We start from the raw sequence: 14,447 nt of genomic DNA on the forward strand, positions 1-14,447 counted from the left end.
ATTATGTTCGGTTTCGATCCGCTGGTGCTGGGTATCGTGCTGCTCGTGGCCGTTTCGGCCGGTGCGGTCTGCTACGGCCTGCTGTTTTCACGGATGGAAACCGAGAAGAAGGCGGCGAGCCGGGTCAGCCGGGTCGCATCCGCCGAGCTCGACAAGCAGAACGTCAAGGCCGCGCGCGACCGTGTCCAGGAAATGTCCAAGCGTCGCAAGTCGATGCAGGACAACCTCAAGGACCTCGAGAAGCGTCAGCAGGAAAACGCCAAGAAGAAGCTGACGCTGAAGTCGCGCCTGACGCAGGCGGGCCTCACGATCACGCCCGGCCGATTCTACATGTTCAGCGGCATTTTCGGCTTCGTGCTGATGTTCGCCGCATTCCTGTTCGGCGCGCCCACCATGGTCGTCCTCGGCCTGCCGATCGTCGCCGGTCTCGGCCTGCCGCGCTGGATCCTCGGCTTTCTCATCAAGCGCCGGCAGAACAAGTTCCTCGAGGAGTTTCCGAACGCGCTCGACGTCATCGTGCGATCGATCAAATCCGGTCTTCCGCTGAACGACGCGATCCGGCTGATCGCCAACGAGGGCAAGGAGCCTGTCAAGGGCGAGTTCCGGCGCGTGGTCGAATCCCAGCAGGTGGGGCTCAGCGTCCCCGATGCCTGCACGCGCATGGTCAACCACATGCCGCTGCAGGAAGTGAACTTCTTTTCGATCGTCATCGCCATTCAATCGCAGGCGGGCGGCAACCTGTCGGAAGCGATCGGCAACCTCTCGAAGGTGCTGCGCGAGCGCAAGAAGATGAAGGCCAAGGTGAAAGCGCTTTCGATGGAAGCCAAGGCTTCGGCCGTCATCATCGGCGCGCTGCCGTTCATCGTCGCCACGCTCGTCTACCTGACGTCGCCGCAGTACATGATGGTCCTCTTCACCGACCCGCGCGGTCACCTGATCATGGGCGTTTCGGCGGTCTGGATGTCGATCGGCATCTTCGTCATGCGCAACATGGTCAATTTCGATATCTAACAGAGGAAATGCGATGTCGTCCGATCTTGCGAGTTCCCTGACGGATCCCTCGATGCTGATCGCGGTGCTGGTGGCGCTGGCGGTGTTCGCGACGCTTTACACGCTCGCCATCCCGTTCTTCGAGCGCGGCGATCTCAACCAGCGCATGAAGGCGGTATCGACGGAACGCGAGCAGATGCGGGCCCGCGAACGCGCGCGGATGAACGCCGAGTCGACCGGCAGCAAGGCGTCGCTGCGCACGCAGAACAACCGCTCGGTTCGCCAGATCGTCGAGCGCTTCAACCTGCGCGAGGCGCTGGTCGACGAAAACACGATGAACAAGCTGCGCGCGGCGGGCTATCGCTCGGAAAACGCGCTGAACATGTTCCTGGTGGCGCGCTTCCTGCTGCCCTTCTGCTTCTTCGCGCTGGCGATCTTCTGGGTGTTCGGCCTCGACAACCTCGTCGACAAGCCGACGCCGATCCGCTTCCTCGCGACGCTCTGCTTCGCCTATGTCGGCTTCTACGCACCGAACATCTTCATCTCCAACAAGATGAAGAAGCGGCAGCATTCGATCAAGCGCGCCTGGCCGGACGCGCTGGACCTGATGCTGATCTGCGTGGAATCCGGTATCTCGATCGAAGCCGCGATGCGCCGCGTCTCCGAGGAGCTCGGCGAGGCTTCTCCGGCGCTCGCGGAAGAAATGGTGCTGACGACGGCCGAGCTCTCCTTCCTGCCGGATCGCCGCGTGGCGCTCGAAAACCTCGGCACGCGCACGCAGATCCCGATCGTGCAGTCCGTCGTTCAGGCGCTGATGCAGGCCGACCGCTACGGCACGCCGGTTTCGCAGGCGCTGCGCGTGCTTGCCCAGGAAGGCCGTGACGAGCGCATGAACGAGGCGGAGAAGAAGGCCGCCGCGCTGCCGCCGAAGCTCACCGTGCCGATGATCCTGTTCTTCCTGCCGGTTCTGGTCGCCGTCATTCTCGGGCCGGCCGGCATCCAGGTCGCCGACCGGTTCTAAGAGCCGCCGATTTTTGGGATGGACCGCCGCGCGGGGCCGTGTGACATTCGACGACGTCACCCCCAACCACGGACCATCGCCATGTCGTCGCTCAGCGTCCTCCTCAGCATCCTCGCAACGCTTTCGATCGGCGCCATGAGCCCCGGGCCGAGCTTCGTGCTCGTCTCCAGGATCGCCGTGTCGCGCTCGCGCATCGACGGGCTTGCCGCGGCTGTCGGCATGGGGCTGGGCGGAGTGTTGTTCAGCATCCTGGCGTTGGCCGGGCTGACCGCGCTTTTGTCGCAGTTCGGATGGCTCTATCTGGCGCTGAAGATCATGGGCGGGCTTTATCTCGCCTATATCGCCTACAGGATCTGGCGCGGCGCCGGCGAGCCACTTGTGATCGGCGAGACGGCGGCGGCCAACCGGGCCATCGGCCGCAGCTTCATGACCGCTTTCCTGACGCAGGTCAGCAATCCGAAGACCATCGTCGTCTACGCCAGCATCTTCGCGGCGCTCTTGCCGAAGACCATTCCGCTGGAATTGTTCGTGGCGATCCCGCTCGGCGTCTTTCTTGTCGAGGCCGGATGGTACACGATCGTGGCGCTGGCATTCTCGGCCCGCCACCCGCGCCTGATCTATCTGGCGGCGAAGAAGTGGATCGACCGCGCGGCCGGAGCTGTGATGGCGGGGCTCGGCCTGCAGCTCGTTGTGTCAGGCCTGAGCGGGCGCTAGTTGGTGCTTCCCGCCGCCGCCCCGGCATCCCTGGTGGCGAGCTTCTGCCAGGAATTCTGTTGCGACATCATCGAGCGGATATAGGCGAGGTTGGCATCGGCCTGTTGCGGCGAGAGCTCGCGCCTTGCGATCTGCTCGGCCTCGGGGAAGCGGCCCTGCAGGCCGACGACGAGCGCCAGGTTCTGGCGCACGCGGCTGTCGGCCGTCGGCTGGCCGGCTGCCTGGCGCAGATAGGTTTCGGCGCTCTTGAGATCGCCTGTCAGCACGTAGGACATGCCGAGATTGGACAGGATCGACGGCTCGCCCGGCTGCAGGTCGAGCGCGTCGCGGTAACGCTGGCGGGCCTCGGTCGAGCGGCCGAGCTGATCGAGAATGGCGCCCTCGGCGGAGACGAGTTTCCAGTCCGGACGGTCCGCCGTCTGGGCGCGGCCGATGGTGTCGAGCGCCTGCTGCAATTGGCCGGCGGCGGCCTGCGCCTTGCCATAGGCGGCGAGCACGTTGCGATCCTGCGGATTGGCGATCGCCACCTGCTGCATGACGGCGAGCGCCTGGGCGTCCCTGCCCTGCATGCGCAGGAGGTTGGCGTAGTTGACGCCGTTTACCGGATCGCGCGGGTTCTTTTCATAGGCCTGGCCGACGCGATCGGTGGCGGAGCGCACTTCCTGGTCGTTCATCGTCTCGACCGGCTTGTTCAGCGCGACCGGGATCGAGCCCGTGGTCATCTTGTCCCTGGTGGTGTTGCAGCCGGCCAGCATCAGGGCCAGCATCGCGGTCGCCGTGCACTGGAAAAGACGGGTTTTCAAAGAGGTATCGACCAAAGCAGCCATGGCGGTTTCCTGAAATCAGAAATCGGCGCCTGACCTAGAAGCGGAACAGGGAAAGGTTTTGACGCAATCTACGCTCAAGCAATAGTCTGTTAACCCTAACGGAACGTTAAAATGCGATTCTTGGAGCATGTCGCGCAAAAGTGTGAAGCGGTTTTGCGATAACGACATGCGATAAAACAAAGATCTAAAGCGCAAGAAGCGAATCCGAAGGATCGCGCCGCGCTTTGGACGCCCCTGAAGGATAAACAATGCCCCCGTTCCAGTTCATCGAAAGACCGACCCCCTTCAACACCAAGGGCGGCCAGACCTTGCCGATCTTCGCCGTCACGCCGGCGCATATCGAAACCGGGACGATCGATCCGATCGCGCTCGATTGGGCGAAGAAGGCGGGCTACAAGGCCGAGAGCGGCTCGCTGCTCCTGATCCCGACATCGGATGGCCATCTCGGCGGGGCGCTGTTCGGTCTCGGCTCCAACCCTTCGGAACAGCCCTATATCACCGGCAAGCTGGCGCGCGCGCTGCCGGCGGGCGACTGGCATATCGAGACGGCACCGCTGACGGCCAACCGGCTGGCGCTCGGCTTCGGCCTCGGGAGCTACCGTTTCGACCGCTACAAGTCCGAAAAGCAGCCGGCCGGCACGTTGATGATCCCGCGCGATGCCGATGCCGCCGATATCAAGCGGCAGCTGGCCGGCGTGTTCCTTGCCCGCGACCTGATCAACACGCCCACCAACGACATGGGCCCGAACGAGCTGGAAGCGGCGTTCCGCGGGCTTGCCGCGCACTACAAGGCCGAGATCTCGGTAATCTCGGGCGACGACCTCAGGCACAATTTCCCGCTGGTGCACACGGTCGGCCGCGCCAGCGCCGACGCGCCGCGGCTGATGGAGCTGCGCTGGGGCAAGAAGGGCCATCGCAAGATCACGCTGGTCGGCAAGGGCGTGTGCTTCGACACCGGCGGCCTCGACATCAAGCCCGCCTCCTCGATGCTTCTGATGAAGAAGGATATGGGGGGTGCGGCCAACGTGATGGGCCTGGCACTGATGATCATGGACGCCAAGCTGAAGGTCGACCTGCGCGTCGTCATTCCCGTGGTCGAGAACTCGATCTCGTCGAACGCCTTCCGCCCCGGCGACATCTACAAGAGCCGCAAGGGCCTGACCGTCCAGATCGACAACACCGACGCCGAGGGTCGCCTGATCCTCGCCGACGCGCTCTCCTATGCCGACGAGGAAGAGCCCGACCTGATGATCGACATGGCGACGCTGACCGGGGCTGCGCGCGTGGCGCTCGGACCCGACCTGCCGCCCTTCTTCACCGACGACGCGGATCTGGCGCGCGACCTGATGGAATCGAGCCTCGAGACCGACGATCCAATGTGGCGGCTGCCGCTCTACGCCGGCTACGAAAAGGACATCCGCGCCAAGTTCGCCGATATCACCAATGCGCCGGCAGGCGGCATGGCGGGCGCGATCACGGCGGCGCTGTTCCTCAAGCGCTTCGTCAGCCATGCCAGGAGCTGGGCGCATTTCGACATTTACGGCTGGGCGCCTTCGGAGCGACCGCATTCGCCCGGTGGCGGCGAGGCGCAGGCGATCCGGGCGCTTTACCACCACATCCGCGAGAGCGTTCGTTAAAATTTTATTCACCCTGTGGGGCGGCAGATCAGCCGCCCCATTGCGTTGCGGGGGTGCGTGCCGGAAAATGGAACGCAGGCGTAACGAATGCGGGAGGGGCCGTGCCGATCGAATTGACCGCATCGCAGGCGCTGGGGCTCTGGCACGGCGTGTCGCTCGACCAGGTTCGCCACGACGACCGCGATTTGACATTGCGCCAGATGGCGATCCTGCTGCATATCTATCTCGTGCCGCCGCCGCATACCGTGCGCGGCCTGGCCGCCGAACTCAACGTCACCAAGCCCGTCATCACCCGGGCGCTCGATACGATGGGCGAGATGGGGCTGGTGGACCGGGTGCGCGATGACCGCGACCGGCGCAACGTGCTGATCAAGCGCACCGTGGGCGGCGCGCTTTATCTCGAAAAACTGGGCGACCGCGTGCGCGAGCACGGGCGCCGGCTGTGACCTTGAGGACAAGACCATGACCACGCTCGACCGCCGCCTGCACGCCTTCAGGGACGATCTCGCCGAGCGCGGACTGGAAGGACAGGTCACGGCCCGGCGCTTTACCGACGGGACGCCGGCGCGCATCGCGGTCCCGGTCGTGGGCCTGCGGCCGCGCCGGACGCGACCATCGGTATCGATACCGAACTCTTGTTCGGCGAAGACGTGACCGTGCTCGACCGCGCCGACGGATGGTGCTGGATCAAGGCGCGGTCGGACAATTACGTCGGCTATCTACCCGAGAGCACGGTGAGCGAGGCATCGCCCGCTCCGACCCATATCGTCACCGTTCAGCGCACCTTCCTCTATCGCGAGCCGGAACTGCGCAAACCCTATACAAGCATTCTTTCGATGGGCAGCCGCGTCGCCGTTGCCGGCACCGCGGAGGCGCGCGGCAACCACTATGTGACGCTTGAAGACGGGACTGCCATTTTCGCCAAGCATGTGCAGCCCATCGGCGCGCTTGATGGCGCGGACTATGTCGAGATCGCCGGCCGCTTCATCGAAACGCCCTATCTCTGGGGCGGCCGCTCCGGGCTCGGGATCGACTGCTCCGGCCTGGTGCAGCTTTCCATGCTGATGGCCGGCCACGCCGCGCCGCGCGATACCGACATGCAGGCGTCAGCGCTTGGCACGCCGATTGCGCGTGATGAACTGCGACGCGGCGACCTGGTGTTCTGGAAGGGGCATGTGGCGATCATGGAGGATGCGGAAACGATCCTGCACGCGACCGGCCACACGATGACCGTGACGCGCGAGAATTTCGAAGAGGCCGTTCAGCGTATCGGCTGGCTCTACGAGCAGCCCAACGGCTATCGTCGCCCGATCAACTGACCGGCGGCTTTGGCCATGCGGTGACGCCGCCGGACCAGGTTTCGAACGCTTTCGACAGCCTCAGGACGCGCATGTCGTCGAAGCGGGGACCGACGATCTGCAGGCCGATCGGCATGCCGGATTTTGAGAAGCCGCAATTGATCGACGAGGCCGGTTGCTCCGACATGTTCCAGGGAACGGTGAAGGCGATGTGCTCGAAGGGACGGGCCGGATCGTTGGTCGGCGAGGCCCATTCGGCCGGGTAGGAAACGATCGGATTGGTCGGCGATAGCACGGCGTCGACCTCCTCGAACAGCGCGCCGCAGGCCTTGCGCATCTCGATCGTCTGGTTGAAGCCCTTGACGGCGGCGACGCCGCTAACATCGGCCCCGCCCTTGGCCCAGCCGTAGATATAGGGAAGGATGCTCTCCCGGCGCTCCTCGCTCAGCCCCTCGATATCGCCCCAGAAGCGGGCGCGCCAGAAATTGTCGAGACCATCGAGCATCGCCCGCGACAGCAGCGGGCCGACCGGCACGATGACGGCGCCGGCTTTCTCGAACTGTTTCGCCGCCGCGACGACGGCCGTCCTCACCTCGTCCTCGGCATCGAGGCCGCAGCCGGCGTCGAGCATGAGGCCGATGCGCATGCCCGAGAGGTCGATATCGAGATCCGCCCAGTCGATATCGTTGGGCGGGAGGCTGGTGCCGTCGCGCCAGTCCGGCCGCGAGAGCGTGGCCATGGCGAGTGCCGCGTCCTCGACCGTGCGCGTCATCGGCCCGGCGCAGCGGCCGACATAATAGGGGTCAACCGGGATGCGGCCGTGGCTGGGCTTGAAGCCGAAGATACCGGTCCAGCCGGCCGGGAGCCGCACGGAGCCGCCGATATCGGTGCCGATATGGAGCGGGCCGTAGCCGGCCGCCGCCGCCGCCGAGGCGCCGGCGCTGGAACCGCCCGGGTTCTGGCTGACATCCCAGGGATTGCGGCTGAGCGGGTGGAAGCTCGAGAGGCCGGACGAGAGCATGCCGTAGTCAGGGCATGTGGTCTTGGCGAAGATGATCGCGCCGTCCTCACGCATGCGGGCGGCGATGGGGGCATCGTCGAGCGCCGGCGTCAGCTCCACGGCCCGGGTGCCGAGAGGGACGGGCTGGCCCTTGGTTGATATCAGCTCCTTCAACGTCACCGGGATGCCGTCGAGCGGGCCCAGGGTTTCTCCCTTCGCCCAGCGTTCGGTCGAGGCTTTGGCCTGAGCGCGGGCGGCGCCGGGGTCGTAGAGATAGAGCGCGGCGATGTGCGGCTCCCAGGCGGCGATATGCGGCTCCAGCGCCAGCCAGTATTCCAGCGGAGACAGGCTTTTCTTCGCAAAGCGCCGCTTCAGTTCGCGGATGCTCAGGTCGATCTCGGTCATGGCGCGGTCTTTCAAAACGATATCTTCAAATCAGCGACTTGTTCCCTCGCGGGGGTCGAGCAGGTCACGCAGGCCGTCGCCCAGCATGTTGAAGCCGAGGACGGCAAGCGCGATGGCGAGGCCGGGGAGAATGGCAAGCCAGGGGGCGAGACCGAGGAAGGTCTGCGCATCGGCAAGCATCCGCCCCCAGCTCGGCGCCGGCGGGGCGAGGCCGAGACCGAGGAAGCTGAGGCCCGCTTCGGTGAGCACCGCGAGGCCAAGCTGGATGGTGACCTGGACGATGAGCTGGCTCATGATATTGGGCAGCACGTGGCGGAGCGAGATCGCCAGCCGCGTATTTCCGAGCGCGCGGGCGGCGAGCACGTAATCGCGGCTCCAGGCCTGCAGCGCGCTTGCCAGCGCAACACGGGCAAAGACCGGAATGAGGAAGGTGGCGATGGCGGCGATCGCCGTCAGCCGGCCGCCGCCGAGGAAGGCGCCGAGCATCATGGCCGAGAGGATGGGCGGGAGCGCGAAGATGACGTCGCAGACGCGCATCAGAAGCGTTTCGAAGATGCCGCGAAAGGCGGCCGCCGCGAGGCCGGCGATGGTGCCGAGCGTGCCGCCGATGGCGACGGCGACGACGGCTGTTGACAGCGAGTTCCAGCAGCCGACCATCAGCATGGAGAGCACGTCGCGGCCGAACTGATCGGTGCCGAGAAGGCCGAAGCCGAAGGGCGGCTGCAGCTTGTGGATGATCTGCATCTTCGCCGGCGGCAGCGGCGTCCACACCAGCGACAGCAGCGCGGTGGCGACAAGGCAGGCGACGATCGCGGCGCCGATGATGAGGTTGACGCGCTTGATGCCGCGCATGCGGCGGCGGCCGATATTCGTTTCGGTCGAGACCAGGGGGGCCATCTCAGATCCCTTTCTCAGACGCGGGTCGATCGCGAGATAGGAGAGATCGACCAGGAAGTTCATGAGGATGACGAGGCCGGCGAAGAACAGCACCACATCCTGCATGACGACGATATCGCGCTGCGACAGCGCCTGATAGGCGAGACGGCCGAGGCCGGGAAGATTGAAGACATTCTCGACCAGGACTGCGCCGGCGACCAGGAAGGTGGCTTGCAGGCCGAGGATGGTGAGGATCGGCACCAGCGCATTGGGCACCGAATGGCGCCAGAGCACTTTGCCTGATGACAGGCCCTTGGCGCGGGCGGTGCGGGTGAAATCCTCGTGCAGCGTGTCCAGCACCGCCGAGCGGGTGACGCGAGTGAGCACGCCCGCCTGCGGCAGCGCCAACGCCACGGCCGGCATCAGCAGGGCCTTCAGCGCCGGCCAGACACCGGCGCTCCAGCCGGGGAAGCCACCCGCGGGCATCAGCCCCAGCGTGGTCGAAAACAGGATGATCAGCAGCAGCGCCACCCAGAAGGCGGGCACGGCGATACTGACCTGCGAGAAGACGGCGGCGACCGCATCGACGATGCCGCCGCGCCTGGAGGCGGCGGTGACGCCGAGGGGGATGGCGATGGCGACCGAGAGCAGGATGGCGATGAGGGCGAGCGGCAGGGTGACGGCGAGACGCTCGAGGATGAGGCCGGCGACGGGGACGCCATACGTGTAGGAACGCCCGAGATCGCCGGTAAAGACGCCTGCCAGCCACTCGGCGTAGCGCACCATGAGCGGCCGGTCGAGGCCGAGCTCCTGACGCAGCGCCGCCAGGGTTTCCGGCGAGGCCGAGGTACCGAGCATGATCGAGGCCGGGTCGCCGGGCAGCATGTCCATGACGGCGAAGATCAGCAGCGAGACCACCAGCAGCGTGACGACGAGGCCGGCGACGCGACGGAGCACGAGGGCGATCATGCGGCGGTTCTCGGGGTTCTTGCGGGGCGACTGATGGTGACGCCAGCGCATGTGGCCCCCTCATCCGACCCTTCGGGCCACTGACCGGGGTCGAGCCGCTGGTCTCGACCCGTCCTTCGGACCCCCGTCGGGGAGAAGGGAAGATGGAGCGAGCGGCCCGCTACGAGTCTCTTCTCCCCAGCGGGGAGAAGGTGGCGGCAGCCGGATGAGGGGGCCGCAGGCTCGGTGGGCGCGATACCCCCCTCTGTCCTGCCGGACATCTCCCCCACAAGGGGGGAGATCGAATCGTTGCGATGGCATTGCTGAACGTTCAGGTCGGAGCGAGTGGGTGAGGCGAGCCAATCTCCCCCCTTGTGGGGGAGATGCCCGGCAGGGCAGAGGGGGGTAATCTTGGCGGGGCCGTAAGTGGGGGACTCAGCGCGCGTGCCCCCTCATCCGACCCTTCGGGCCACCTTCTCCCCGCGGGGAGAAGGGAAGATGGAGCGAGCGGCCTGCCACACGTCCCTTCGCCCCAACGGGGAGAAGGTGCCGGCAGGCGGATGAGGGGGCCGCAGGCTCGATGGCTGCAATCAGCCTTGCGCTTACCCTAACCTCTCCCTCTCCCACCAACACAAACCCTCCCGCCACCTATTCGTCCCAGGAGACGTTGGTCAGCACATTGGACGGGATCGGCTCGTTTTCCCAGAGGCCTTTCAGCTTCTTGTCCCAGACACCAAGCTTTGGCATGACGAAGAGGAAAAGCGCGGGGACGTCGTCGGCGAGGATGGTTTGCGCCTCGGCGTAGATCTTGGCCTGCGCAGCCGGATCGGTGGTTTCCTGGACCTTCTTCATCAGCGCGTTGAAATCAGGGTTCTTGTAGTTGAAGTAGTAGGGATCGCGGGAATAGATGTCGATGTCCATCGGTTCGGCATGGGCGACGATGGTCATCTGGTAGGATCGGTCCTTCATCACGTCCTGGACCCACTTGGCCGGGAATTCGGTGGGTTCGATGGTCATCGTCACGCCGATTTCGGCGAGCATGGCCTGCATGACCTCGGCGCTGCGCGGCGCATAGGCCATTTGCGGGGCCTTGATGGTGAAGGCGAAGCCATCGGGGTAGCCGGCTTCGGCGAGAAGCGCCTTGGCCTTTTCGGGATCGTAGGGCAGCTTGGCCGTCAGGTCGACATATCCAGGGTCGTTCGGCGTGTAGTGGCTGCCGATCGGGGTGCCGAGGCCGGACCAGGCGCCCTCGATCACCGTCTTGCGGTCGATCGCCATCATCAATGCCTGGCGCACGCGCTTGTCGTCGAAGGGCTTTTCGGCATTGTTCATGCCGGCCACGACCTTTAACTCGGTGTTGCCGATCTTGGTCATCAGCCTGGCGTCGCCGTCGAAGGAGGCCATCAGCTCGGGGGCGGCGAATTCGGGGATGGCATCGACGTCGCCGGATTTCAGCGCGGCTGCCTGCGCCTGCGGATCGGCGATGAAGCGGAAGGTGACCTTGTCGAGCGTGACTGACACGTCCTTGTTCCAATAGCCGGCGTTCTTTTCCAGCTCGACCTTGTCGCCCTTGGCCCAGCTGACAAACTTGAACGGGCCGGTGCCGACGGGCTTGGTCTTGTCGTCGGCGGACGAGTTCGGAGCGACCATGACGGAGGCCGGCCAGCCCAGCCAGTAGAGCAGGCTGCCGGTGGGCTCGGAGAGGCGCAGCACCAGGGTGGCGGCATCGGGGGTGTCGATCGAGGCGATGGAGGCGAAGAAGCGCTTCTGCGGATTGACCGAATCCTTGCCACGGGCGCGGTCGAGCGCGAACTTGGCGGAGGCGGAATCGAAGGCCTGCCCGTCATGGAAGGTGACGCCTTCGCGCAGCTTGAACGTATAGGTCAGTCCATCCGGCGAGATCTCCCAGCTTTTCGCCAGCTGCGGCTGCACCTTGCCGGCCTCGTCGATGGTCACCAGACCCTCGAAGACGTTCTGCCAGGTGACCTGGCCGATGGCGACGGGGGCGGCGATCGTCGGGTCGAGACCCGTCGGCTCGATGGTCATGCCGAGGCTGAGCGTGGTCTTGGCGGCTTCGGCCGGCGTCAGGCTGAGCATCACCAGGCCTGCCGAGACGGCGACCCCAAGCGAAAGACGACGAACGAGGCGCGCGGAGGGCGCGAGCGAAAGCTTGATCATCATGTCCCCTTCATGGCCGCCGCTTGCTGCAACTGGCCGATTGCCGATAGAGTGTCATTGCGCCTGTGCACACACAATGACGATTTTGTGTGCTCAGTGTAGCCGAAAGAGCTACACAGGAATTTTCCGCCCGATGCAAGCCCAGAGCCGTCCACCGGCGACCCTCGCATTCCCTCATTCCTTGCCGACAGGCCCGCCGGCGCGCTCGCGCATGAAACGCTCGATGAAATCGAGAAGCTTGGAGGCGGCGAAGGACAGCTGGCGATCGGGCGCCACGCAGAGATCGACATGGGTGCGGATGGCGCTTCTCGGCGCCAACGGCACGGCACGCAGCTGACCCGCCTCGATCTCGCGGCGCACCGTCAGCGCCGGAAGCAGGGTGGCGGCGGCGCCGCTCAGCACCAGCTCCTTCAGCATTTCCAGCGAGCTGGTGACGAAGACGGCATCGAAGCTCAGCCCCGCCTTTTCGAACAGCGCATCGAAGGCCTGGCGGAAGCCGAAGGACTGATCGGGCAGTGCCAATGGATAGTCGGCTATATCCTTGAGGCTGACCTCCTGCCGTTCGGCCGCCGGATGGGCTGTCGCGACGATCAGATCATAGGATATCTCGGAGCGCAGGCGGATCTTGGTGCCCGATACCGGCGGCGCGAAGAGGGTGACGGCGATATCGGCCTCGCCGCCATTGACCGCCTCGACGGCCTGGCGGGCGCTGGAGATGGTGACCTCGAAATGCAGCTTGGGATATTTGAGGCTGAACGCGGCCAGGGCTGGGGCCAGCAGATTGGCGACAGTGGCGCCATTGGCGTGGATGGCGACGCGGCCGGCCTGCAGGCCTTTCAGATCCTCGATCAGCTGGCCGACGTGATCGAGCTCGCGCAGGGTGCGGCCGGCTCGGGCGGCCAGCAGCTCGCCTGCCGCCGTCAGCTTGACGCCGCGCGAACTGCGCTCCACCAGCGGCGCGCCGAAATGATATTCGAGGTTCTCGATCTGCCGGCTGATCGCTGTCGGCGCGACGTTCAGGTTCTCGGCGGCCTGGCGCATCGAATTGGTGCGGACCAGCTCGTCGAAATACATCAGGGCGCGTATCTGCATCTCACCGTCTCCGCAATCGGACCATGCCCTTCTCTAAATGATCACAGGCGATCGGCAAAGCGGTCCCGCCATGCCGGCTGGGCGCCTTCCACGGCAAGTGCCGTCGCCTCATAGACACCGCGGGCAATGGCGCGGGCCATCACAAGCGTGGCAAGGTGGCAGAGTTCCAGAAATTCGGGCAGGCCGCCGAGCGCTCTGGCGCCGGTGGCAGCGGAGAAGATGGTGTCGCCATCGAGCGGCAGATGCGCCGGCAGCAAGGCGCGCGCGAAGCCGTCATGGCCCATGACGGCGAGCCGATGGGCTTGCGCCTTCGTCAGCACCGCGTCCGTGACGATGGCGCCGATGGTCGTGGCGGTGGTGTTCATGCCCTTGAGGCGCATGGCGGTGTCGCGCGCGTCGATCATCTCCGGCAGGCCGAGACCGCCGAATTCATTGTCCTGTTCGAAAGGCGCCGACCAGAAATGCGGCCCCTCGCCCATCGTGGCGGAACCGAGCGCGTTAACGGCGACGATGGCGGCTATGGTGTGGCCTGTTGACGAGCGGGCGCTGGCGGAGCCGAGGCCGCCCTTGACGGTGGCGGTGGTGGCGCCGGTGCCGGCGCCCACGGTTCCGAGCGCGAAAGATCCCTTCGCGGCGGCGCGGAAGGCTTCATAGCCGAGATCGCGATAGGGCGATTGCAGGCCCCAATCCTTGTCGCCGCCATTCAGGAGGTCCATGAGGATCGCCTGCGGGACGATGGGGACGCGCTGGTTTCCAACGGGAAAGCCGCGACCCATGGCGCGCAGGCCGGCCTGGACGCCTCCGGCGGCATCGAGGCCGAAGGCGGAGCCGCCGGAGAGCACGAAGGCATCGACCTCGGTGACCGTCATGGCGGGATCGAGCAGCGCGGTGTCACGGCCGCCGGGCGCACCGCCCAGCACGACGCCGGAGGCGACCGCAGGCCGATCGAAGACGATGGCGGTGACGCCGGAGCCGAGGCCAAGATCCGTGGCGTGGCCGACGGAGAGGCCTTCGATATCGGTGAGCAGATTGAGCAAGCGCGGCGTCCTTTGTCTCGATACCGATCAGCAGCAGGCGATAGGACGATATGGGCGGCCAAAAAACAAGACCGGCCCCGCCTTGGGCGGGACCGGTCGGATATTCTCGAATTGTTTTCGCCCGGGCTTTTCAAGCCGGGATCGAACCATGCCTTCAGGCATGGATGGGTTTGGGATGACGGCGGGTCATCAGGTCGTGGATCGCGTGCTTGACCTCGGCCGGCGAACTGAAGTGCTGCTCGTCGAGATCGTGGACGTGATACTTCACGGCGATGAATTTCAGCCGGTTTTCATCCGGAATGACGATACCAACGGGCACGCCTGCGTATTCGATAACTTCTTTTTTCATGCATAGAACTCCTGCCGCGCGGAGTGCGTCGGCGATGGCGAATTGACTTGTCTTTTACCGTTTAAGGGGGGACGA

At 65.4% G+C, this 14,447-nt stretch carries 12 protein-coding genes and 2 pseudogenes; 6 read left to right on the top strand and 8 right to left on the bottom strand.

What is annotated here, in order from left to right; translation table 11 throughout:
- Nucleotides 1-3 precede the first annotated feature (3 nt).
- The 3 genes from P3R82_RS25035 (at nucleotide 4) to P3R82_RS25045 (ending at nucleotide 2,725) form a co-directional block, all read left to right on the top strand.
- The gene (locus P3R82_RS25035; RefSeq protein ID WP_183900746.1) at nucleotides 4-1,011 is read left to right on the top strand and encodes a type II secretion system F family protein; all 1,008 of its coding nucleotides are present in this window, start codon (nucleotides 4-6) and stop codon (nucleotides 1,009-1,011) included.
- Nucleotides 1,012-1,024: 13 nt separating this feature from the next.
- Nucleotides 1,025-2,011, top strand: coding sequence for a type II secretion system F family protein (locus tag P3R82_RS25040; protein WP_283195743.1), 987 nt, complete (start codon nucleotides 1,025-1,027; stop codon nucleotides 2,009-2,011).
- 81 nt (nucleotides 2,012-2,092) lie between these two features.
- On the top strand, nucleotides 2,093-2,725 hold the full coding sequence (locus P3R82_RS25045) for a LysE family translocator (protein ID WP_283195744.1): 633 nt from the start codon (nucleotides 2,093-2,095) through the stop codon (nucleotides 2,723-2,725).
- Here P3R82_RS25045 and P3R82_RS25050 read toward each other — a convergent pair.
- Complete coding sequence (locus tag P3R82_RS25050; RefSeq protein ID WP_283195745.1) at nucleotides 2,722-3,552, bottom strand: tetratricopeptide repeat protein; 831 nt, start codon at nucleotides 3,550-3,552, stop codon at nucleotides 2,722-2,724. The genes P3R82_RS25045 and P3R82_RS25050 overlap by 4 nt on opposite strands.
- Before the next feature lie 248 nt (nucleotides 3,553-3,800).
- On the opposite strand from P3R82_RS25050, the gene P3R82_RS25055 reads away from it, so the two are divergent.
- The 3 genes and pseudogenes from P3R82_RS25055 to P3R82_RS25065 all read left to right on the top strand — a co-directional run bounded on the left by P3R82_RS25055 (nucleotide 3,801) and on the right by P3R82_RS25065 (nucleotide 6,508).
- Nucleotides 3,801-5,189 carry a M17 family metallopeptidase gene (locus tag P3R82_RS25055; RefSeq protein ID WP_283195746.1) on the top strand — a complete coding sequence of 463 codons (1,389 nt, stop codon included), beginning with the start codon at nucleotides 3,801-3,803 and terminating at the stop codon, nucleotides 5,187-5,189.
- A 101-nt stretch (nucleotides 5,190-5,290) separates the two neighbouring features.
- Nucleotides 5,291-5,635: a MarR family winged helix-turn-helix transcriptional regulator gene (locus tag P3R82_RS25060; RefSeq protein WP_283195747.1), complete on the top strand. Its 345-nt coding sequence runs from the start codon at nucleotides 5,291-5,293 to the stop codon at nucleotides 5,633-5,635.
- 16 nt (nucleotides 5,636-5,651) lie between these two features.
- Nucleotides 5,652-6,508: pseudogene (locus tag P3R82_RS25065) on the top strand (NlpC/P60 family protein).
- Here P3R82_RS25065 and P3R82_RS25070 read toward each other — a convergent pair.
- The 7 genes and pseudogenes from P3R82_RS25070 to P3R82_RS25100 all read right to left on the bottom strand — a co-directional run bounded on the left by P3R82_RS25070 (nucleotide 6,501) and on the right by P3R82_RS25100 (nucleotide 14,372).
- Nucleotides 6,501-7,892, bottom strand: coding sequence for an amidase (locus P3R82_RS25070; protein ID WP_283195748.1), 1,392 nt, complete (start codon nucleotides 7,890-7,892; stop codon nucleotides 6,501-6,503). The pseudogene P3R82_RS25065 and the gene P3R82_RS25070 sit on opposite strands and share 8 nt — an antisense overlap.
- A 30-nt stretch (nucleotides 7,893-7,922) precedes the next feature.
- On the bottom strand, nucleotides 7,923-8,789 hold the full coding sequence (locus tag P3R82_RS25075; protein ID WP_283196422.1) for an ABC transporter permease: 867 nt from the start codon (nucleotides 8,787-8,789) through the stop codon (nucleotides 7,923-7,925).
- A gap of 3 nt (nucleotides 8,790-8,792) precedes the next feature.
- Nucleotides 8,793-9,737, bottom strand: a pseudogene (locus P3R82_RS25080) (ABC transporter permease); the annotation flags it as partial.
- A 627-nt stretch (nucleotides 9,738-10,364) separates the two neighbouring features.
- Nucleotides 10,365-11,894, bottom strand: a complete 1,530-nt coding sequence (locus tag P3R82_RS25085) for an ABC transporter substrate-binding protein (protein WP_283196423.1) — start codon at nucleotides 11,892-11,894, stop codon at nucleotides 10,365-10,367.
- A 174-nt stretch (nucleotides 11,895-12,068) separates the two neighbouring features.
- Nucleotides 12,069-12,986 carry a LysR family transcriptional regulator gene (locus P3R82_RS25090; RefSeq protein ID WP_283195749.1) on the bottom strand — a complete coding sequence of 306 codons (918 nt, stop codon included), beginning with the start codon at nucleotides 12,984-12,986 and terminating at the stop codon, nucleotides 12,069-12,071.
- A 41-nt stretch (nucleotides 12,987-13,027) separates the two neighbouring features.
- Nucleotides 13,028-14,023, bottom strand: a complete 996-nt coding sequence (locus P3R82_RS25095; protein WP_283195750.1) for a P1 family peptidase — start codon at nucleotides 14,021-14,023, stop codon at nucleotides 13,028-13,030.
- Between the two features lie 154 nt (nucleotides 14,024-14,177).
- Entirely contained in the window at nucleotides 14,178-14,372 is a 195-nt protein-coding gene (locus P3R82_RS25100) for a hypothetical protein (protein ID WP_018899167.1), read from the bottom strand.
- Between the last annotated feature and the right edge of the window lie 75 nt (nucleotides 14,373-14,447).

Origin of the sequence: Rhizobium sp. AN80A (assembly GCF_030053015.1) — a bacterium.
Lineage (GTDB): Bacteria > Pseudomonadota > Alphaproteobacteria > Rhizobiales > Rhizobiaceae > Rhizobium > Rhizobium metallidurans.

Bases quoted from the DNA above. Each gene is read 5' to 3' on its own strand.
- P3R82_RS25035 (WP_183900746.1), top strand. From the start codon at position 4: ATGTTCGGTTTCGATCCGCTGGTGCTGGGTATCGTGCTGCTCGTGGCC.
- P3R82_RS25040 (WP_283195743.1), top strand. From the start codon at position 1,025: ATGTCGTCCGATCTTGCGAGTTCCCTGACGGATCCCTCGATGCTGATC.
- P3R82_RS25045 (WP_283195744.1), top strand. From the start codon at position 2,093: ATGTCGTCGCTCAGCGTCCTCCTCAGCATCCTCGCAACGCTTTCGATC.
- P3R82_RS25050 (WP_283195745.1), bottom strand. From the start codon at position 3,552: ATGGCTGCTTTGGTCGATACCTCTTTGAAAACCCGTCTTTTCCAGTGC.
- P3R82_RS25055 (WP_283195746.1), top strand. From the start codon at position 3,801: ATGCCCCCGTTCCAGTTCATCGAAAGACCGACCCCCTTCAACACCAAG.
- P3R82_RS25070 (WP_283195748.1), bottom strand. From the start codon at position 7,892: ATGACCGAGATCGACCTGAGCATCCGCGAACTGAAGCGGCGCTTTGCG.
- P3R82_RS25075 (WP_283196422.1), bottom strand. From the start codon at position 8,789: ATGGCCCCCCTGGTCTCGACCGAAACGAATATCGGCCGCCGCCGCATG.
- P3R82_RS25085 (WP_283196423.1), bottom strand. From the start codon at position 11,894: ATGATCAAGCTTTCGCTCGCGCCCTCCGCGCGCCTCGTTCGTCGTCTT.
- P3R82_RS25090 (WP_283195749.1), bottom strand. From the start codon at position 12,986: ATGCAGATACGCGCCCTGATGTATTTCGACGAGCTGGTCCGCACCAAT.
- P3R82_RS25100 (WP_018899167.1), bottom strand. From the start codon at position 14,372: ATGAAAAAAGAAGTTATCGAATACGCAGGCGTGCCCGTTGGTATCGTC.